Raw genomic sequence first — 20,970 nt, 5'->3', positions numbered from 1 at the left:
AACGTATCCAATAATTGCTTTGTGATCTTACGCACATCCTGATTTTTTGTAGAACTATAACAAAAAAAAGCAACTTCCCTATTGGCAAGTCGCTCCTTCATTCCTTAGATACAGCAGCATCTCAAATATGATAATCATAAACCCAAGGCAAAATAACCCTCACGCTAGTTCCAACCTGAACCTCTGAATCTACCTTAATATGCCCCCCATACATTTCGATTAGTTGTTTACAAATCGATAATCCAATCCCTGTCCCTTTTTGCTTGGTAGTAAAGAAAGGGTCAAATATCCGTTTTAATTTATCCTGTGGAATTCCTTCTCCATTGTCTTTAAAGAGTAGAATAATTTCGTTTGTCTCAGCAGCTGTGGTAACAGAAATATCTATTCTGCCTCTAAAAGCTGTGAAGGAATCGATACTATTTTTCAAAATATTAAGAATTACCTGCTCTAGCTGAGAGGCGCTTCCAAACGTTAGTACTTTTTCTAAAGAGCACTCTACTGAAAGTATAATATCATCACTAAGTATGAGTTGATTCACAATGTTATTAACTCTATGTATAACCTCCATAACGTTAAATACTACGCCGTTATTTTTTGTACTGTCACCTTTTCGAGCCAGTATTAGAAAGTCCGTTACTAATCCATTCAGAGCATCAATCTCTTTGATGGTGATATCCAGATATGCACGCAATTCATCCGCTTTGATCTCCGGCTCATTTAGCCTGATATTTACAAGCTGAGCAAAACCTTTAATCGAAGCTAGCGGATTTCTTATTTCATGCGCCATTCCTGCTGCCATTTGTCCCATAACAGCAATTTTTTGTTCATGTAAATTGTCAATCTGTTGATTTTTATTAGACAAATAACCTTGTGCAAAGCCAGTAAAACGGGTCCAGTTGCATTCCATTAAACGATTATAAAAAAACAATCGGATCGCGGAATCATCTACAAACTCTTCAATGATCTTAAACATAATATTCTGAGCGGTTAAATTTAAATCCTTGCTCATATCAAGTAAGATATCAAAATGATCACCGAATATTTCTGCAGTATAAACCCCTTGCTCAGCCCCCTCTTTTTCTAGCAGGTTTAAGTATTGATCGTAACCAAAAGAATCAAAAAACAAGGCTTCTACCATACTCATTAATATCGTACTGAATGATGAATCTAACAATTCCTTATGCGCCTCTACAAACCAGGAGAATTCGATGTTTTTCATAGTCATAGAATGATAATGCCTGTTTAAAATGATTGGAACTGCTAAGGTTAATGACGAACGCAATTCATTTTCTTTGTATGACATTTTCATCCTCCTTCTTTGTAGTTTGTATTCAAGATATGTGTATATTTTCCTGCTTCAAAAACACAGTAATTCACTTTGTTTTAATCACTATATTATATTCTGACACTTGACTGTTAGAGTAGCATCGAAGATAATTACAACCTCACCAAAAAAACTATAATTAGGAAGATCATTGATTTTGAAAAGGGGCGGTCGTCATTAGCTGGTTAAGTGATCTCTATAAATTACAGAAGCAGGAGCTAAAGAAGGACATCGAGCCCTCTTTAGTCAATGCTATCTTTCGAATGTATGATAAATTCCCCAGGATTGGACTTAAAGAGCGGATCGGCCAGCAGGATATGTCTCTAGATATCGCTGATGCCTATATAAATGGTCGTAACGCGATGATTGAAGCTGGAGTCGGTATCGGCAAGTCCTTTGCCTACCTCATTCCCAGCCTGCTTATTAACCAAATCTCAAGGCAACCGGTTATTATTGCGACATCCTCCATACAACTTTCAGAACAAATACATAAAGATCTGAGATTCATCGGAAGTCGTCTCGGATTTACAAGGGTACGTTCGGTAGTTGGAAAAGGCATGGGGCAGTATGCTTGCCGGTATAGGGCAGCAGATCTGTTCCAAGCGGATGATTCAAACACTCCTCTGTCTGCGCTTTCTCAACAGATTGTGAATTATGAAATTGATGAGCGGGCAGATATTAAGGGCGGGGTTAGTGATGCTGTATGGTCTAACGTTTGTGTGAATGATTGCAAATTTGAACGTTGCCATTATAAAAGTACATGTACGTTTTATGAGATGAGAGCTAAAATTAATGCCAACGCGAGCGACATGGATTTTATTATCGTAAACCAGGATCTGCTCATCCGTGATTTAATCAAGAAAAAGGAAGGAACGAAGGGGTTAATCACCGAACGGCCGGCTCTGATCGTAATTGATGAAGCGCATAATCTGGAAGCAAAGGTTAGAGATGCAAGAACGCTCGAATTTACTTACCGGGGAACCTGCCGTATTCTGGATGACGCCTTACAGATTCTCTTCAAGCAATCTGCCGATACGGAGCTTATGCCGCAATTTAAATTTATAAAAAGATGCGTTGGCCATATTTTTAAACAAGTAGAGGCAGACTTACTGCAAACAGCCAAGCAGGACAATGACCGTATAAAAATATCGCAGATCACAGGAATCCCCTTAAGACGAGCGGCACAGGTTTTAAAAGATTTTAATCTCAGCCTTTCCGTCTTAACTTCACGGCATGAACGGGAGATTGACAATATTTTTGAAGCCATGAACGGACTTATCGACCTCTTTGATGTACTCGCCGGAGTAGAGGATAACTATCTGATCTGGGCAAGTAATACCCAGCGGGAGAGTACCCTTAGTATCTGCCCTAAAGGGATAAGCCAGTTTCTGAAATATACCTTATTTAACGGGAAAACCTCAGTTATTTTAACGTCAGCAACCATGTGTCAAAGCGGAGAAACGCTGGAGGAACAATACGCTTATCTCACTGAGTCCCTCGGTTACAGGGGAGATTATATGGAGCGCCAAGCTTCACCGTTTGATTATGACAACCACACCATGCTGTATATTGCCAAGGACATCCCCTACTATAACCATCAGCGGCGGGAAGATTATCTTGAAGCGGCATACAAGGAAATGATGAGGCTCTGTAATTTAACAGACGGGCGGACATTGGTTCTTTTTTCAGCTAAAGAGGATATGAAGTATATTCATAAGAAATTAAACTCTGAGAAGCTTGCATGGGCATTACATGTTCAAAGGGAAGGTTCGTCCCAGGACGGGGTGATCGCTGACTTTCGGGGCAGTAAAGGCGTTCTACTTAGTACCGGTGTATTCTGGGAAGGTGTGAATATCGAAGGTTCCGATTTGTCACAGTTAATCATTTTCCGTCTGCCTTTCCCTGTTCCTGCCGATCCTGTCTATGAATATAAGACTTCGATGGCAAAGAATCCCTTGAAGGAGGTTTTTGTACCGGACATGCTGCTTCGGTTAAGACAAGGAACCGGGCGCCTGATCCGCAGTGAAACTGACCTTGGTGTACTCAGCATACTCGATTCCCGCCTGTCCATTGCCGCCAAAAAGGATTACCGGGATCAGGTACTGGAAGCCTTACCTTTTAAAAAGGTTACTGAGGATTTCAAGGTTCTGGAGAAGTTTGTGAAAGAAAAAGGGATACTGCTTAGTGATACGTAGAGAAATGAAAAAAAGCAACCCATCCGCAGACAAGTCGCTTCTAAATCCTGTAACGTTATCTGGCAATTAAACAACTTTATGTTTGTATACCCGCATCGCTAATAAATACGCAACTACTAGAATGGCTATGCACCATATGATGGCTCCCCAAATATCATTGCCGACAGGCTGCCCCATCAGGAGGGAGCGAACCGCCTCTACTATAGATGTAACGGGCTGGTTTTCAGCAAAGGCGCGAACGACTGGCGGCATCGATTCGGTAGGCACAAAGGCCGAGCTGATGAAAGGAAGGAAAATAATCGGATAGGAAAAAGCAGTCGCGCCGTCCACCGATTTTGCGGATAGTCCAGCAATTGCCGCGCCCCAAGTTAGAGCCAGCGTAAACAATATGAGGATGCCGGCAACCGCCAGCCATGAGAGCACTCCTGCCGATGAACGAAACCCCATAATCAATGCAACAAGAATGATGACGCTAACTGAAATCGCATTGGATATCAGGGAGGTCAGCACATGTCCCCACAGCATGGTAGAACGTGCAATCGGCATAGAATGGAATCTCTGAAAAATCCCTTTTTGCACATCGTTAAACAGGCGGTAAGCCGTATAAGTTACACCACTTGCAATAGCGATCAGTATGATCCCGGGCAACAAATAATTCACATAGTTATCCGTACCCGCCTGGATGGCCCCACCGAACACGTAAACAAACAACAGCATAAATGCAATTGGCATGATAGTTACCGTGATGATGGTATCCATACTGCGGAGAATATGGCGCATAGAGCGTCCAAGCATTACACTCATGTCACTGAAAAAGTGCTTCTTAATCATTTCCATTTACTTCCCCTCCTTTTTGCCGATGATTGCGAGGAATATTTCCTCCAGCGTCGGCTGCTTTTCAATGTACTCAACTTTTGCGGGCGGGAAACGCTTTTTTAGTTCTTCGAGTGTACCGCTCGCAATAATTTTACCTTCATGTAGAATGGCGATTTGATCAGCAAGCTGCTCTGCTTCTTCCAAATACTGCGTCGTCAAAAAGACAGTCGTACCGCCGTCGGCAAGCTCCTTAACCATCTTCCATACATCAATCCTTGCCTCAGGATCAAGTCCAGTGGTTGGTTCGTCGAGGAAAATAATCTGCGGTTTTCCAACAAGGCTCATCGCGAGATCTAATCTCCGGCGCATCCCGCCTGAATAAGTGGATACCTTGCGATCCGCGGCATCGGTCAAAGTGAAGCGTTCCAGCAGATCGTCCGCAACTTGACGCGGATGCTTCTCATGGCGGAGCCTCGCAATCATGATCAGATTTTCCCGGCCGGTCAGAATCTCATCCACGGCGGCAAATTGACCCGTCAGGCTGATGGACTGGCGTACATAATCAGGCTTTGTGGCGACATCGAATCCGTTCACTGCAGCAGTCCCACCATCTTGATTTAGCAAAGTGGTGAGGATTTTGACAATGGTGGTCTTGCCTGCGCCATTGGAGCCAAGCAGGGCAAAAACGCTGCCCTGCTCCACTTCAAAATCCACCCCCTTTAAAACTTGAAGCTGTCTGTAGGACTTTTCCAACCCAACCACTTTAATGGACTTGTTCATTGCATTCCCTCCCTAAGGTTTTGTTAGCATATCTTCATGGAATTTTCCCCGCAAAACTCACTTCGGAAGCTCAGGCTTATAGGACTGTAACCTTTGTCAAATCAGCTTCCATGCCTTTGAGCGCAGCGAAGGTCAACTTATCCATCATTGCACCGTCAAAGTTGATCGTTTTAATTGCACGATAAAACTTCTTGGATAACGAAAACCCGGAGAGGAATGACACATTTTTTAACGTCGCACCTCTAAACGAAATATCGTTCAGCGCCGACTTTTCAAACTTGACCCCGATAAAGGTCTGGCCGTCAAAACATAATCCCCGCAGATCTGAGGTTTTAAATTCCACACCGTCAAAGATACAGCTCTCAAAGATTGTTTTCGTAAGATCAGTCGTACACAGCTTGACGTCGGTCAGTCTTGCACTGATAAATTTCGCCCCTGTAAGTCCTGATGAGCTAAAGTTGGTGCGAACAAGAATAGATTTGTGAAAGCTCGCATTTGCCAGTTCAATGCCGGACAGATTGCAGTCGGTCAGATTAGCGCTGTCGAACTTGGCCTCGCCTACGTCACTGCCCGCGAAAGAACTGCCAGTCAAGTCAGCGCCTGTAAAATCCGAACCCCGCAACGCGCTCACTTTAAAATCCCCTTTATGGGCGGTAACGCCTGCAAAATCGCTCTTCGATAAGTTGCTCGCCCTAAAGCTCGTCACCACCTGCCGCTCAAGTGAACGGGAGAGATTGGCAACCTCCTGCACCGTCTGTTCAATGTCGCCGATGCTGTCTATCGTCATCTTAAACGCCGTTTCATCATCCTTGCCTTCAGCCTTGAGTTCACTGAACCGCTCCTGCAAATCGGAAAGGAGGTCACTCTTTAATTCAGCAACGCTTTTTATCCCGTCATAGGGTGCGAATACGCCATTTAAATACATGTTTAATTTCTCATTCATATTATCAAGTCTCCTTATAATAAGTTTTCAAGCACACGCTTTGCGTACTCCCAATTAGTCTTGTTATTGGCGTAAACAGCTTTCCCCTTCTCGGTAATCCGAAAATACTTCCGTCGTCCCCCCTGAGACTCATCCCCCCAATACCATTCAATGTCACCGTCTGCCTCAAGCCGCCGGACGCTGGAGTACATCGTAGCTTCTTTTAATTCATATTCGCCTCCGGAACGCTCAGCAATTAATTTGACGATTTCATATCCATAACGATCGGCTTCGGACAAGAGCCGTAATACCATCGTATCGGTATGTCCTCGCAGCAGATCGGATGTGATTTTGTTCTCACTCATTTCATCACCTCATAATCTCATTGTATATCATACTACTGTGACAGTCAAGGTACTTTGATCATCATGTTTATACAAAAATAAAAAAATGCCGTCCTTAGTTGTCTAAGGCAGCATTTTTCTCTTTTAAGTCTGAAGTTCCAATCTACGCTAACAGAAATAAGTTGATTTACGTCTGCTGGTAATTCACAGCTACCTGCAGGCAACCCTCACACAAAAATGCATAATAAATCCCCTCGCTGTCCTCGGCCTGTTCCATGTCCATTTGGGCAATAAACTTCATCGTCGTCGAACAGCAAGGGCACACAGGATATTCCGCATCCTGAATCCAAGCCGGATGTCCTCCAATCTGCGACGCAGGCGCCTCAAGCATCCAATATGAATTTTCATAGGTTCCCATCTTTCGTTCCGATAGCTGCATGACATGCCATGCTATTTCTTCCCTGTCTTCATTTGCAGGCAAAAAATCAGGAACGGTATTATATTCACTCCACGAATATTGGCCATCCAGCTCCGCTTTCATAAACACGGTGCCATAACAATTACAATGCATGCAAGCTGCAATCCTTAACCGCTGGCCGGAAAGCTTCATAAATTGAACCAGTGGATTCTGCAAATCGTAATCAAACAGCACTGTCAACTTACCGCCACACCAAGGGCAGGAATGCTCACCCGCCTGTAGCGCCGCTACCGCCGTATGATCCCGATCCATCCCATTTTTTCCGTCCCTGTTTACTTCAAAATGATAACTCTCGGGGTAAAAAAGCAGCCTTTTCCCACCATCGGGATCTAATTCCCATCCTGCTTCGTGAGCATAGGTTTCCGGAGGCACATTTAACTCCGATGTCCATCGAGGCGGATGCTGCCGCCATGTCTCGAACTGCCGAACAACCTCTTCATCGCCAATCCAGGCCAATGCAAGCAGCAAATGATTACGGTTTTCCGAGTCATGCTCCAACTGATGAATGATCTTATCACGGATCTCCTGACCCGCTTCTTTATAGAGAATACCGGGATAATACTTCCCGTTAAGAAAAAAAGCCTCCAGCCCCCGTTCAATGGAAGCACTTGAAAAACATATAAGCGACAGTAAAATAGTCTCAGCCTGGTCAAAATCATCTTCTTCCATCAATTTAATGGCGTAGGTTTCCAATCGCTCTCTTTCGCTTTCAGTCAGTTGACGATATAACTCTTGCGCGGTTTTGTGATAGGGAATTACGTGTTCAAGCGGGCTCAACCTCCGCGGTTTGTGCATGATTTTAAGAATTTCAACCGGATCATTCACACCTGCGTACAAATCAATGTCTTTTCGATTTTGTTCAATATAAGCCTTTTGCTCCAGCGTAAGCTTCCTTTGATGACAGGGCATGCAGATTCCACCTGTCTTTAAAGCAGTTGCAGGAAGTATGCTTCCCTTGCAGTCTGAGGTTTGGCAGGGTATACGCTCGCTCATCGTATCTCTCCTATTCTGTATAAGTTATTCTCAAAGACTATTATTAATAAGCTAAACTGCATTATAGAATTAGCTATATTATAAAATTAGCTGCATTAAATATACCACCGGATTTAGCAGCTTTATATTCATTTCAGATTTCAATTGGATTTATCCCCCACCATCACCTTATACCGAAATAAAAAAGGTTAACCAGATATTTCTGGTTAACCTGATAAACGAAAACTCCCCCGGATAAAGAAGAACCGGTGCCCTTGTATTAAGCTTAATCCGTAATCTTCACATTTCCAAACACAGCCTTATTCCTCGAGTCATCCCCGGGATTGCTAAGTGCTATGCCAATATACACCTTGCGGTTCATCGGAATCTGAACAGTTCCGACCGTTTGCCAGTTATTCCCGTTACTCGAAATAGCCCCTTTGAAGGTATTTCCACTTCGGGTCAGCTTTAGCCATCTTGGAGCCGAGGCAGCCGCAGTCTGATCAACCATATTGCCGGCAGTCTCTGCACGATACTGGAAGGTTGCCCCATTTTCGGGGGTAAGCATCATATCTGCATGCTTCGAATTATGACCCAGCGACTCCCGAATCATAATGCCGGCCTTGGCCCAGCCGTCCAATCGGCTAGTGGACTGCACTTTAACAATAATCTCCGCATTGCCTCGCACGGATTGGTATATATAATTCAGTTGATCTCCATTTCCCCAAATATCCGTAGAGCTGCTGCTGAGTGTAAATTGCTTATTGGAAGAATTGTAGGTAACGTTCCCCGGCATGGAACCGATATTCCGCGCCTTCCATCCTGTTGGTAATTGAGCCGGATAGTCTTGTTCTACCGGAGGCGTCCAGCCTGGCGTAGGCCAGGTTTCACGTTCTTTGATATTGGCCAGCTCATCTTCTGGCCAGGCCCCGTAAGCAAAGAACGACAGACGCTTCACACCTGGATAATTCTCGCGGATTCCCTTGTAAATCTCCTGATATTGATCATCTGTCCAGTCATTATCCAGCGTCGCAACAATTTCCACGTCACTGCCGTTAATCCGGTCGCTCGTATCCTTCAGGATGCCGTAGGAAGTGCTGTATACCCAATCACTGTTGAACTCCCAGTCATCAAAGTACGCCATTGGTGCAACAAAGTCGATATCATCCTTGAATTTCGCTACATTCTGCCCAACTTCAATGAATTCTGGCGGCAAAATATACACACCGAGCTGCACATCCGGCTTCGAGGACTGGGTGATATCCTGACGGATATCGCCCACATACTGTCCGATTTGATCGGTCCTCCATTCATTCCACTGCTCTCTCTGAGGCGAATCCGTCTCGAAGTCAATGCTGAGCGGTGAATACCCGAACTGCGCCTGATACTTCGTAACCGTGTAATCACTGACGTCCATGTTGTAATTATCGAAGCGGATCCAATCCAGCACAACGCCATCCACATCATAATTCTCGATCACTTCCTGAATGATGGAACGCTCATACTGCTGCACTTCATGGTGAATTGGATTGACGAAGTATTCGTTGCCGTTAGAACCTGTAAACGGAGTCTGAACCCCGTCAACCAGCGCCTGCATCTGCCATTCATCGTGCTCCAGGAAGGCCTGCTGATCATGGAACTGTGGAATCCAGGCATGAACCTTGATTCCTGCAGCATGGGCTGCCGTAATGACAGCCTGCAGGGCGTCGAAATTCTGGTAGCCTTGTGCAATTGGTGCGATATCACTCTGATAAAATACACTTCCAGACGGAACCTCATCATCTTCATCCTGCTTCACGTTCATGCTAATAACATCGACGCCATAGCTTGTAGACAGCGCGATGAAATTCTGGACATCCGTCATGTTCTTAAACTGGTTTACGGTCCGTACAATAACTTCCGTTTCGAAAGGGGGGTTACTCTCCTCCTCGGCCATAACAGGAACGGAACCACCGGCTATCGAAGAAACCAACACGATGCTTAACAGTGCTATAAACCTCGATCTCAACGCAAATGCCATAATCTCGCCTCCACTAGTATAAGATTTTATAAATAGTCTTATTTCGTCGCGTTGATTTTCTTAACATTTTCCTGCCATTTTTCGGTTCTGAATTCAAGCAGCTTAGCCAGCCCCGCTTTTTCGGTGTTCTTTTTAGCTGTCTCCAGCGCCGACAGCACCGCTTCATCCGACTTCGCCTGAACCATCTGGGCGTAAGCAAGGGTATAAATATCCCCGATATTCTGTGCGATGATGCCGATTTCCGTATCCGGAATCGGATCGGTATTTACAAACTCCGTGATATCCAACGCGGTTTTCCAGGTCACCGTGGACTGCGCCACGGTCTCCCAGGATTTCTGGTTCGCGGAAAGCAGCGCCTCGAGGCTCATTTTCGCCGTATCAATAAAGGTTGTATTTCCCGCCCAGTTAAAGTCCTCGAATTTCCGCATCGTTTCCGTGCGCTCGTTAGCAGGAGTCGTCTTGTATTTCTCGTTCGGGATTGGCGCTCCGTCCGCATCCTCTTCATCCCAGTACAAGCCTTTAGGACCGAAGAAAAGCACCTTCTGTCCCTCCGGACCCGTAATCCAGTCAAAATAAGCGAAGATGGCCTCTGGATCCTTGGCCTTTTTCGTAATGACATTAACGTTCCAACCCAGCGTCTCAAAGCCGCTTACAAACACTTGTGTTTTGTCTAGACCGCCTTTATGAATCGGCCATATAATCTCATAACCGCTGTCCGGATTATTCGCTGTCAGTGCCCGGTGTCCCTCGGCTCCATACGTAGTGATATTGGATTCGACCATGACTGCTACCCGGTTGGTATTGACCTTTTCTTTGACCGCATCCTGGGTTTGCTGCAGAGCATCCTGCGTAATCAGCCGTTCACGATACAGCTTATTAATATACAGCACCATCTCCTCGTAAGCGGGATCGTCCAAGATAGATGACAGCTTGTCGCCATCCGGATATCCCATGAGTGAAATGAACTTACTGGTGGAGTTCTCCTTAAAACCACCATACATAATTTCCAGACCTGCCCCCTTCTCCCCAACCTCCAGAGGTACTACATCCGGATACTTTTCTTGCACCTTAAGCAAATATTGATACAAATCATCAAAGGTCTCCAGCAACGGTCTGCCGAGTTCGTTATAAATATCTTTATTCACCATCCATCCGCCGTTGCCGAATTGCCCGGATGTATACCAGTTCGGAATTTGATAGATTTTCCCGTCTTCTGAACGGAGCAAATTCAGGGTGGATTCCTTCACATATTTCTTGAAGTTCGGATACTTCTCATAGTAATCATCCAGCGCAACGAGTTGTCCTGCCTGCACCAGCCGTTCCACTGAGGATCCCCGGTCAGTAAAAATAACATCCGGTAAATCACCGCCGACGATCATCGTGTTGAGCTTTTCTCCGGCCGCTCCTCCGGATTGTATCGGTTCAACAGTAACCTTACGGTTCTCCTGAATCCATTTTGTCGCCTCATTATCCCCCCATGGTGATGTCGTAAGCCAGTCATAGTTTCCATAGAAGCTGAAGGTGACGGGCTTGATCCCGCTGCCGTCATCTGTGGCGGCCTCAGTATTCAGATTTTTCTCGCTTGTGTTTGGTGAAGTGTTAGAATTTCCTCCTCCGCTACAGGCAGCGAGAAGAAGCACCAGTGAAGTCAGCAAAAGAGATACCCATTTCATACGATTGCGCATCTTTTCCCTTCTTTCTACATAATATGGAGACTGCTATTCTTTCATCGAACCGATCATTACGCCCTTAACAAAGTACTTTTGGAGAAAAGGATACGTCAGGATAATTGGAATGGTAGCGATCATCATCGTAGCCATAGTCAGTGACTTCGTGGTAATCGTCCGATTTCGGTTCATATGATCCAGCGCGATAGCATTCGATGAGCCTATTTGGGTCATGATGTTGGAGTTCATAATCTGGCGCAGCAGGGTCTGTATAGGAAGCAAGTGATCCTTTGTAATATAGATCGCTCCCGTAAACCAGTCATTCCAGTAACCTACTGCGGTGAATAAGGCAATCGTGGCCAGCACCGGGCCGGAGACGGGAATGACGATTCGGAAAAAAATGCCGTAGTTGCTGCTGCCGTCGATTTTGGCCGATTCCTCTAACCCCTCCGGCAGAGCGTGGAAGAAGGTGCGGATGACAATCATGTTCCAGACACTGATGATGCCGGGGATAATCAGCACCCAAAAGGTGTCCAGCATACCCAAAGAGCGAACTAGTAAATAACTAGGGATGAGCCCTCCACTGAAGAACATCGTAATCATGAAGAACACCATATATTGTTTTCGAAATAGCAATGTCTTCTTGGACATTCCGTAGGCTAACAGTGCCGTGAAAAAGACAGACAATGCCGTGCCGCATAACGTTCTAAGAATGGTGATCAGAAAAGAATTCAGCAGGCGTTGATCCTGAAACACAATATAATAATTTTCCAGAGTAAAAGCTCTCGGTAACAAGGTTACACCACCGAGCGCCGTATCGCTCCCTAGATTAAAGGAAATGACCAGCGCATTCCAAAACGGGTATAGCATGAGTAACGCCAGCAGCGTCAAAAGGATATACATACTCCGCTGCATGATTTTGTCGCCTAGGCTTAGTCTCATTGTTCACCCCTCCTAAAAGGTTTATGGAGCATCGGAAGCATTCGCTATGAGTAGTAGTACTACCAGAGACTAACATCTGCCCGGCGAGCGATTTTGTTGGCCGTCACTAGCAGAATGACACTGATCACCGCCTTGAATAGCCCTACCGCTGTCGCATAAGAGAATCTGGCATTTAAAATCCCAACACGGTACACATAGGTGTCGATAACATCGGAGTAGGGTCGCAGAATTGGATTGGTTGCCAGCAGCAAAATGTCCTCGAAGCCCGCACTGAGCAGACTGCCGATGGCAAGAATCATAAAGATGATGATAATGGGGGTAATGCTGGGGAGTGTAATCAAGTGAATTTGCTTAAACCGGCTTGCTCCATCTATAGAAGCGGCCTCATATAGGGTTGGATCAATGCCTGCAATCGCGGCCAGGTAGACAATGCTCCCGAATCCGACCTCTTTCCACACATTTACGCTTACTAGAATCGACCAGAAGTATTTGGGTAACGCCAGGAAGTTAACTGGTTCCCCTACCAGATTGAATCGCTCCAGCACATAGTTCACCGTCCCGTTGTCAACGGATAACAGCGAAAATACAAAACCGGATACTATAACCCAGGACAGGAAATAAGGTAAATAACTGACGGTCTGGATAATACGTTTAAAGCCCATATTCCCGATTTCATTCAGCATCAGCGCAAGAAGAATCGGGGCAGGAAAAGAGATAATCAATTTAAGCAAGCTGATCACAAGGGTATTTCGCATCACATTCCAGAACTCCGGCGCCTCGAAGAACATTCTGAAATGCATAAATCCAACCCAGGGGCTCTTCATAATGCCGCCAAAAATATCGTATTGCTGGAATGCCATAACCACGCCATACATCGGAATGTAGCTAAAAATGAATACAAAGATAATTCCCGGCCAAACCATGGACTGCAAATCCAATTGACTGATAAATTTCTTCCATCTACGCGGTTTCTCGGCCGTGTTCATCCGCTTTTCCTCCTCTGGACGATTCTAGTGAAACAACGGCAACAACGATTTGTTCTTCTCCAGCATTTCATCCAGCAGTTGTTCAGCTACGGTGACCGAAGGCACGAGCGGATGATGAACCATAGCCTGCAGGGCTATATCCCGGTCTCCGTGCACAGCCGCTTCGATGGTGAGGCTCTCGTATTGTTTGACTGCAGCCAGCAAGCCTTTTACGGGCTGAGGAATTATGCGCAGCGGAATCGGCAGCGGACCTTGCTTGGTGACCATACAATTCACCTCAATGGAGGCATCGTCCGGCAAGAAGTCAATAATTCCGTTATTCCTTACATTCAACGTCTGGATATCGCGGGAATCATTATAAATGGAGCGCATCAGCAGCACTGCCGCCTCCGAGTAGTAGGCTCCGCCGCGCTGTTCCAACTGCTTGGGCTTTTCCTTCAGCTCTACGTTCCGGTACAGTTCAAACAGCTCTTCCTCCACCTTCTTCACTACCTCAGCGCGCGATCCAGTCGTTGCTGCTGCTTCCTTCTGTTCCGCAAGCATCGCGTCCGTCATATAGTAATAGCTCAGGTAATAAGAGGGAATCGCTTTCAAAGCATTCAGAAACCGGTAGTCCCAGGAATCAAACGGCACATTGCTCGCCTTGTAGCTCTGCGGGTAATCAATGAGCTCCTGCAGCTTGCTTTTACCGTCAATCACGATATCGGATACCCAGTGCAGATGGTTGATGCCGACAAACTCCGCGTAGATCTTCTCCATAGGAAGTCCGAAGAACTCGGAGAGCCACTTTTGAAAACCGATCGGTGAGTTGCACAATCCTACGCTTTTTACCGATGAGTATTTGTGAACAGCTTCAGTCACCATACCGGCCGGATTCGTAAAATTCAGCAACCAGGCATCCGGAGCCAGCTCCTCAATGTCTTTGCAAATATCCAGAATGACCGGGATGGTCCGTAGGCCTTTCATCATCCCTCCGGGACCTGTCGTCTCCTGGCCGATGACATTGTATTGAAGCGGAATTAATTCGTCCCATTTGCGCGCTTCCAGCATGCCTACCCGGATTTGCGTGCATACAAAGTCCGCTCCGGCAATGGCTTCCCTGCGTTCAAACGTCTGGACCACGGTAATCGGCAGTCCGGACTCAGCGATCATGCGTTTGCTCAGTTCTGCAATCGTATGCAGCTTCTCCCTTCCCTCCTCAATATCCACCAGCCATACTTCGCGGATGGGAAGCTCTTGGTGATGCAGGATGATGCCTTCAATAAGCTCAGGCGTATACGATGATCCCGCTCCGATGACAACCAGCTTCAATGTTTCCTCCATGATAGACCCTTCCTTCATCTTTTTCATTTTGGTCTTATAAAAACTAGCCTATTGTGTTCGGTACTTTCCCCTGTGATAGATTATCTAGAACCTTCTGATCTACACGCATACCGCTGCTTTCCATAGCCAGAACGACCGATCCTACAACCGGCTCCCGGGTCAAAATCCTTAAAGTGCCATTCGGAGCCGACAACTTCACTCTTCTCTCAATGGCCCGCCGGATGATGCCTGAGCGGTCTCCCTTTGTCAGCAGGCTGCCTGCAAGTACGATGTCGAAGAAGTCCTCCTCCATGCCCAAGCGACGGATGGCCGATACCGCGGCCAAACCCAGCTCATCCCCTTGCTTGACCAGCAGCTTGGTGGCAACCTGGTCCCCTTCCTCTGCCGCTTGAAATAATAGTTCAGCAATATGGGGAGGCAGGTCTCTGAAATGATCCAGGTAATCCTCTCTTAATTCCGACACATTGGAATAGCCCAACAATTGCGTTAAGCGTTCGGTTAGGACCGTCTCCTTCTCTCTTCCCTCATCCGCCCGAAGGACGCTACGGAATACCTCAATACTTAAATCATAGCCACCGCCATAATCCCCGAACCGGTAGCCGAAACCACCACATTGGTATGTAGCACCCAACGGATTTTTACCACTACAGTTCACGCCCGATCCGCAAATCAGTACGATCCCATAGTTCTTCTCTGTACCTGACCGCAAGGCAATCCAGGTATCGCAGGAAATCTCAGTTTGGGGAAGATCAAAGCTGCTGATGACCGGTCGCAAAATCCGGAAATCAGCCTCTCTGTCCGCTCCCGCTAAGCCGAACCAGGAGTAATCCAGCTGATCCTTGGTCAGCCCTGACGCCATAATTGCTTCCGATAGGGCCTGCTGCAAACTGTTCACCGCCTGCTCACGGTTTATTTGATGATTTCCGATCCCACCCTTGCCAACTCCGATGACCTTCCCTTGTTCATCTGCAATCATTGCGTGGGTTTTACTGCCTCCTGCATCAACTCCCAAAAAATACTTCACGGATGATTTCACTCCTAAAATTCAAGGTAATCTAACAGATGCGGTGGATTCACGAATGAGTAGCTGCGGAGCGAGCTTCGTTACAGCGGGCGGCATCACCTCCCCATTGATCATTTTTAGTAGTAAATCAACGCCTATATTGCCCATTTGTGCCTCAGGTTGTCTGACCGTCGTCAACCGCGGGTAAAATTCACCTACGAACTGCTGATCATCAAATCCAACAATTGAGATATCGTGGGGTACTCGAATTCCCTCTTCCCGGAGAGCCTGAACCATTCCAAGAGCAATAAAATCGTCCCCCGAAAAAAAAGCTGTCGGCAGCTTATCTTCGCGGATCCATCTCTTGGCCACCTCATAGCCGCCGCTTACTGTAAAGCTGCAGTATTCCGTTCCGAATGGCGTTAACCCGGCATCCTCGAGCGCTTGGACATAACCTCGCTTTCGCTCCGCTACACTTAGAAATACCGAAGGGCCGCCAATATAGGCAATTTGAGTGTGCCCAAGATCGATCAAGTGCTTTGTAGCCTCATACCCGCCTTGATAGTTATCGACCACGACGCTAGGCACATCCTCATGCTGAAACTGGTTATCCAGCAATACAAACGGAATGTTTTTTCTTTTCAGTTCCTCTACATATGCCTTTTCTTCAAGTGGGGACAACAGGATAATTCCGTCAACGCGATCCTTCTGAAACAGGAAATTGTCGCCCTCATCCTCATTCTCGGCGATCGATAGGGCTAAAAAATACCCTTGCGCTGCCAGCTTCCGGTTCACCACGCGAATAACCCGGTCATAGAAAGAGTCGTTAAAGTTGGTAATCGACATCCCGATGACTCCCGTTTTGCCCCTCACAAGACTCCGCGCTGCTGAATTGGGCTGATAATTCAATTCCTCCATAGCTTTCAGCACTTTCTGTCTATTAGCTTCCCGTACAGAGGGTAAATTGTTAAGCACCCTGGATACGGTCACTACAGAGAGTCCCGACTTTTTGGCTACATCATGTATATTCATCTTAGCTTCCATACCTCCGTCACCCGAAAGTTTAAACGATTAAACTTTTTAGGTAAATAAAAAACCTTACCTTTCGTGATATTTCTATGTTCTGATTGAAAATTGCACACTGAATGTCAGCTTTGCCTTTATCAAGAACACCAAAATTCTTTACAAAAGTTTTAAGGTTTTAACTAATTTACATTCTACTTACATTTCCAATATCCGTCAATACATAAAATGCAGCCAAAACAAAAAGCAACTCATCCGCAGACAAGTTGCTTTTTAGACACGCTATTCCCCCCTTCCCTTGCTTCTATCTTCCTCAGGTTAATTGGTAATTACCCATTTTTGTCGATCAAGAGTAGGATCAAGCTCGCTTAGAGACAGTGTCGTCCCATCCGCCGATACTTCCAGCGCTTTCTTATGATGAGCAGAAATAATACTTACGGTACCATCATCATTCTTGTGAAAAATCCAACGCTGATTGTTATATCCAAGATAAGGGTATAACTGGATTTTATTTTGCCCTGTGTCGAGATCAAGCGCCTGACCGGCTGTTGTACGAATAGAATAAGAACCTGCATCGTCCCCCGTCGGCACGAATACCCACTTCTGATCCGTAGAATCATTTGCATCCTTCAGTGTAACAGCTTCACCATTTGCGAGATTTGCTGTATAAAGGGATTTCTGTAGTTCTGCATTTACTAGACTGGAAGTGGTTAAATTGGCAGGTGTTTCTCCGCTCACGTTAACGTTTTGATATGAAGCATTTCCGCCAAATACATGTAGTCCAAAGCGGCCTTCGGCAAATGTGCCGTCCTGGAGGTCGATGACTTTCTGCCCATCCACATAAACCACGATATGCGGGCCCTTCGCTTCGATTTTCACTTTATAGGTTTGACCCGGCTGAATGAACGTCGGAACTTTTGCTAGAATCTGACGCTCTTCAATACGGCCGTCGATTTTATAAAACAGACGGATGGACTTCATATTCGGATCCAGATTTAAGTAGTATCCGCTGCGTCCATCTTCGCTGGCACGGAACAACATAGAGCCTGCTCCTCCGGATTTCCCTAACATCATATCTGCTTCATAAGTAAAATCTCCTGCCTGCTTCTCTGCGATATAATTCGCGTCACTCAAGTAATTTCCACGAATCCCATTTTCACCAATGACCCAGGAGGCTGCAGATAGATCTTTAGTCCACCCACTTAAGTTCGTATGAAATTCACCCCCAGATACCTTAACTAATAAGCTAGCTGATGTCTTCCCATTTGGAGTAGAGACGGTAATGATAGACTCGCCTTCTTTTTTAGCTACAAGGGTTGCCTGGGATTTATCCACCACGTTTAGTTCAACTACATCCTTGTTACTGGAATTCCATTTAAGCGGCTGTGCCCCATTACTGGTACCATTCTCTACCATCGCCAAAAGTATGTCGCTTTGCCCCTTGCTCAGTTCGCGATCACTTGTATCCATCATTATCTTGGTAGCTGAGCCCGTCTCCTGATTCCATACAGAGCCTAACTGATTCACCTTCAGAGATACGACTTTTACGTTGCCTCCTTTGGTGTAAAAACTCAAAGCTCTGCTGGCTGGATCCGGAAAAATGACGTCAGAGAAAACAACTTTACCGTTGTTGCCAAAAACCTCAACAGAAGACTCATCTACAAGGATACGCAGCTTAACTCGCTTGTTCTCCGTTTGCATTGCCGCTTCATGTCTTTTACTAAATAGATTCGAAAAATCCGTCAAACCAGATGCAGACCGATCCACGAAAATCCGACCCTCACTAGGTTTATATCCAACAACCGTTTGCTGACTTCCCCCTACACGAACGTTAAAGCCAAATTCACTAACCTGACTACCTGCTGGAATTTCTACTTCAGCTTCAATTTCGTATGCACCAGAGGTAACCCCTTTCAATAGATTCTGAGAAGAAGGACTCACCTCTTTGTTAGCAGTAGAATACAGCTGATTACGCAGCGATTCCAACTCCTTGATCGGACTTTGAGCGAGCTGAATCCCATCTTTTGTCGTTACTAATGAGACTTCTCTTGGGATTGACAGTACGCCTTTCCAATGGGTTGTTGGAAAAGCAAACGGATAGTCCCAGTTTGTCATCCACGCCATCATTACGCTGCGATGATCTGGCATGTTCGAAAAAGACATTGAAGCGTAGAATTCTTTTCCAAAATCTGTTCGCAAAACTTTCCCTGCCGGATTAACATTAACGAATTTACCTTCCGCTGTTAAATGACCCACAAAATATTCAGCATCTGATCCGCCTGTTTTTGAATTCGCTCCTGTACTAATCATCAAAACCCATTTTTTCTGTGATGTTCCGTCTACCGAAAGCTGAAGCAAATCCGGACATTCCCATACACCGCCGCGAACATATTCCCCGTATCCCCAGCTATCTGTTAGGGTCCAATCAAGTAGATTTGTTGAAGTAAAGAAACGAATATGATCTCCACCGGATACAACCATTACCCATCTGTTATTGTCGTTATCACGAATCACTTTCGGATCACGGAAATCCCAGCCTCCGGGCTCCCCTCCATTATCGCCTGGATTTCCGATAACCATAGGACGCGTCTTGGAATATTCCCAAGTACGACCTTGGTCCTTGCTGTATGCAAGACCGATACGCTGATTCCCATTCGGGCCATCGGGATTATAGGAAGTGTAGTAGGCAATCAGCCCCTTGCCTCCTGAATCCCCGAACAAACCTGATGCATTCGTCAAATCTGCCACAGCTGATCCAGACCAGACATGCCCATGATCATTCCACGGCAGCGCAATCGGAAGGCGCTTCCAGTTCAGCATATCTTTACTGACAGAATGTGCCCATGTGCCTCCGTCCTGATGGAATAGATGATATTCTCCATCGAAGTAGACAAGTCCGTTAGGATCACTGGCAGAACCACGAATTGGCGTATAGTGGTATTGAGGACGATATTTTTCATTATAATAACTGCTGGCATCCGTCACATAGGTATCCTGGAAGTAAGCCGTTCCCTGTTTAACGACGATTCCTGTATATCCATCGGTATAGGTTTTATCTGTTAGATCGATCGCAGCCGGGGTGTATCCGTCTAGGAAGACCTGAATTCTGTTTCCCTTCGCCTTTATCTCTACATGATGTTTTGCTCCGGTCTGACTTGGATAGGTTTGCTGTGAACTTGCAATTGTTGCTCCGTTAGCTTTCGTCAAACTTACACGAACCTGATTTCCTTCCTTTGTCAGGGATGCTTCATATCCCTTTGTTCCATCAGCCGATGAACGAAATGCGAGCGCTGCAACAGAATCAGGACGAAGAGATATATTTCCTTCATATACAAAATCAGCAGCTTGTTTATTATAAATTTGCTGTGACTTCATCTGGTTTACTGCCATTCCTTTTTTGCCGTTGATATTAGGCTGCCATTGTCCTTTATTTGTAACCACAGCACCCAGATTTCCTTTCAGGTCGCTTACGATAATATTTTGGAACAAAACAGAACCATTCCATACATTGAGCCCTAGCTTACCAGTACGATACGCATGATCGTGAACCTCAATCACAGATTTATATTCGTTGTCCCAATATACTTTCAGTGATGAACCCTCTGCTTTTACCTTGAGATGATAGATCTCTCCTGCCTTAACAGTAACCTTCCGCTCCTCTTTTAATTTCCCTTCACCATCACTTGCGTCTCGTAAGCGGATCATACCTGCATTCGGAACAATTTGGAGCATGTAGGAACCCCAGCCATCTTCATTAGAACGGAACAATAAGGTCGCGTCAGCTTGCATATCCTTGATCATGACATCAGCTTCATAGATAAAATCCTCTGATACCGTTTCGGAGTTTGCCATTACATTTTCTTGTGGATCAGAAGTCAGTAAAATCCCTTCAACAGTATCCGCCAACTTACCTTTTCCTTTTATTTGCCAACCTGTCAAGTTTGTGTTTGTTTTGGTTACGCTTTCAAAAATAGAAAGCCCCTCCTTAGCTTGTTTACTTACCTCCTGATCAGCGGGCGCAGCCCACCCAGTACCGGGATTTGCTACATAAATGCCTGCTGAAGTCATAACAAATCCTGTTGCCATGAGAAAGGACAAAACAAATTTTCCTTTATTTTTCATCTTCTTCAGCCTCTTTTCTATCATTAATATTGAAAAACAAGAAGGAGGCCAAT

At 45.6% G+C, this 20,970-nt stretch carries 15 protein-coding genes; 1 reads left to right on the top strand and 14 read right to left on the bottom strand.

All coding sequences use genetic code 11. The annotated features are described in order from the left end of the window. Window positions 1-121: 121 nt before the first annotated feature. Window positions 122-1,303 (bottom strand): ATP-binding protein, encoded by a 1,182-nt coding sequence (locus NSQ66_RS07285; protein WP_076098893.1) that lies wholly within the window; start codon window positions 1,301-1,303, stop codon window positions 122-124. 284 nt (window positions 1,304-1,587) lie between these two features. Between NSQ66_RS07285 and NSQ66_RS07280 the strand changes: the two genes are divergently transcribed. Beyond that, window positions 1,588-3,519 (top strand): ATP-dependent DNA helicase, encoded by a 1,932-nt coding sequence (locus NSQ66_RS07280; protein WP_249267680.1) that lies wholly within the window; start codon window positions 1,588-1,590, stop codon window positions 3,517-3,519. A 66-nt stretch (window positions 3,520-3,585) separates the two neighbouring features. On the opposite strand, the gene NSQ66_RS07275 is transcribed toward NSQ66_RS07280, so the two are convergent. The 13 genes from NSQ66_RS07275 to NSQ66_RS07215 form a co-directional block, all read right to left on the bottom strand. Then, on the bottom strand, window positions 3,586-4,356 hold the full coding sequence (locus NSQ66_RS07275; protein WP_076141178.1) for an ABC transporter permease: 771 nt from the start codon (window positions 4,354-4,356) through the stop codon (window positions 3,586-3,588). Beyond that, a complete protein-coding gene (locus tag NSQ66_RS07270) occupies window positions 4,357-5,115 on the bottom strand; it encodes an ATP-binding cassette domain-containing protein (RefSeq protein WP_036675796.1) in 759 nt (252 codons plus the stop codon). A 76-nt stretch (window positions 5,116-5,191) separates the two neighbouring features. Then, window positions 5,192-6,058 (bottom strand): pentapeptide repeat-containing protein, encoded by an 867-nt coding sequence (locus NSQ66_RS07265; protein ID WP_038569394.1) that lies wholly within the window; start codon window positions 6,056-6,058, stop codon window positions 5,192-5,194. Between the two features lie 14 nt (window positions 6,059-6,072). Further along, entirely contained in the window at window positions 6,073-6,402 is a 330-nt protein-coding gene (locus NSQ66_RS07260; RefSeq protein WP_036675798.1) for a PadR family transcriptional regulator, read from the bottom strand. Between the two features lie 166 nt (window positions 6,403-6,568). Beyond that, window positions 6,569-7,852 (bottom strand): DUF1963 domain-containing protein, encoded by a 1,284-nt coding sequence (locus tag NSQ66_RS07255; RefSeq protein ID WP_076141177.1) that lies wholly within the window; start codon window positions 7,850-7,852, stop codon window positions 6,569-6,571. 265 nt (window positions 7,853-8,117) lie between these two features. Next, entirely contained in the window at window positions 8,118-9,851 is a 1,734-nt protein-coding gene (locus tag NSQ66_RS07250) for a family 10 glycosylhydrolase (protein WP_076141176.1), read from the bottom strand. A gap of 38 nt (window positions 9,852-9,889) precedes the next feature. Continuing rightward, a complete protein-coding gene (locus NSQ66_RS07245) occupies window positions 9,890-11,536 on the bottom strand; it encodes an extracellular solute-binding protein (protein ID WP_076141175.1) in 1,647 nt (548 codons plus the stop codon). 33 nt (window positions 11,537-11,569) lie between these two features. Continuing rightward, window positions 11,570-12,460, bottom strand: a complete 891-nt coding sequence (locus NSQ66_RS07240; RefSeq protein WP_036675805.1) for a carbohydrate ABC transporter permease — start codon at window positions 12,458-12,460, stop codon at window positions 11,570-11,572. A gap of 59 nt (window positions 12,461-12,519) precedes the next feature. Beyond that, window positions 12,520-13,446, bottom strand: a complete 927-nt coding sequence (locus tag NSQ66_RS07235) for an ABC transporter permease subunit (protein ID WP_036675807.1) — start codon at window positions 13,444-13,446, stop codon at window positions 12,520-12,522. A gap of 24 nt (window positions 13,447-13,470) precedes the next feature. Next, complete coding sequence (locus NSQ66_RS07230) at window positions 13,471-14,769, bottom strand: 6-phospho-beta-glucosidase (RefSeq protein WP_036675809.1); 1,299 nt, start codon at window positions 14,767-14,769, stop codon at window positions 13,471-13,473. A 43-nt stretch (window positions 14,770-14,812) separates the two neighbouring features. Further along, window positions 14,813-15,793: a BadF/BadG/BcrA/BcrD ATPase family protein gene (locus NSQ66_RS07225; protein ID WP_076141174.1), complete on the bottom strand. Its 981-nt coding sequence runs from the start codon at window positions 15,791-15,793 to the stop codon at window positions 14,813-14,815. A gap of 21 nt (window positions 15,794-15,814) precedes the next feature. After that, window positions 15,815-16,804, bottom strand: a complete 990-nt coding sequence (locus NSQ66_RS07220; RefSeq protein WP_244886434.1) for a LacI family DNA-binding transcriptional regulator — start codon at window positions 16,802-16,804, stop codon at window positions 15,815-15,817. Between the two features lie 309 nt (window positions 16,805-17,113). After that, window positions 17,114-20,917 carry a GH32 C-terminal domain-containing protein gene (locus tag NSQ66_RS07215; protein WP_076141210.1) on the bottom strand — a complete coding sequence of 1,268 codons (3,804 nt, stop codon included), beginning with the start codon at window positions 20,915-20,917 and terminating at the stop codon, window positions 17,114-17,116. Window positions 20,918-20,970 lie beyond the last annotated feature (53 nt).

Origin of the sequence: Paenibacillus sp. FSL H3-0329, from assembly GCF_037963285.1 — a bacterium.
In the GTDB taxonomy this organism is placed as follows: domain Bacteria; phylum Bacillota; class Bacilli; order Paenibacillales; family Paenibacillaceae; genus Paenibacillus_AQ; species Paenibacillus_AQ odorifer.
The sequence above is the reverse complement of the archived record's forward strand: the minus strand, read 5'-3'. Positions and strand labels throughout refer to the sequence as shown.

What these genes read in the sequence shown, in the direction of transcription:
- NSQ66_RS07285 (WP_076098893.1), bottom strand. Translation starts at nt 1,303, where the DNA reads ATGTCATACAAAGAAAATGAATTGCGTTCGTCATTAACCTTAGCAGTT.
- NSQ66_RS07280 (WP_249267680.1), top strand. Translation starts at nt 1,588, where the DNA reads ATGTATGATAAATTCCCCAGGATTGGACTTAAAGAGCGGATCGGCCAG.
- NSQ66_RS07275 (WP_076141178.1), bottom strand. Translation starts at nt 4,356, where the DNA reads ATGGAAATGATTAAGAAGCACTTTTTCAGTGACATGAGTGTAATGCTT.
- NSQ66_RS07270 (WP_036675796.1), bottom strand. Translation starts at nt 5,115, where the DNA reads ATGAACAAGTCCATTAAAGTGGTTGGGTTGGAAAAGTCCTACAGACAG.
- NSQ66_RS07265 (WP_038569394.1), bottom strand. Translation starts at nt 6,058, where the DNA reads ATGAATGAGAAATTAAACATGTATTTAAATGGCGTATTCGCACCCTAT.
- NSQ66_RS07260 (WP_036675798.1), bottom strand. Translation starts at nt 6,402, where the DNA reads ATGAGTGAGAACAAAATCACATCCGATCTGCTGCGAGGACATACCGAT.
- NSQ66_RS07255 (WP_076141177.1), bottom strand. Translation starts at nt 7,852, where the DNA reads ATGAGCGAGCGTATACCCTGCCAAACCTCAGACTGCAAGGGAAGCATA.
- NSQ66_RS07250 (WP_076141176.1), bottom strand. Translation starts at nt 9,851, where the DNA reads ATGGCATTTGCGTTGAGATCGAGGTTTATAGCACTGTTAAGCATCGTG.
- NSQ66_RS07245 (WP_076141175.1), bottom strand. Translation starts at nt 11,536, where the DNA reads ATGCGCAATCGTATGAAATGGGTATCTCTTTTGCTGACTTCACTGGTG.
- NSQ66_RS07240 (WP_036675805.1), bottom strand. Translation starts at nt 12,460, where the DNA reads ATGAGACTAAGCCTAGGCGACAAAATCATGCAGCGGAGTATGTATATC.
- NSQ66_RS07235 (WP_036675807.1), bottom strand. Translation starts at nt 13,446, where the DNA reads ATGAACACGGCCGAGAAACCGCGTAGATGGAAGAAATTTATCAGTCAA.
- NSQ66_RS07230 (WP_036675809.1), bottom strand. Translation starts at nt 14,769, where the DNA reads ATGGAGGAAACATTGAAGCTGGTTGTCATCGGAGCGGGATCATCGTAT.
- NSQ66_RS07220 (WP_244886434.1), bottom strand. Translation starts at nt 16,804, where the DNA reads ATGAATATACATGATGTAGCCAAAAAGTCGGGACTCTCTGTAGTGACC.
- NSQ66_RS07215 (WP_076141210.1), bottom strand. Translation starts at nt 20,917, where the DNA reads ATGAAAAATAAAGGAAAATTTGTTTTGTCCTTTCTCATGGCAACAGGA.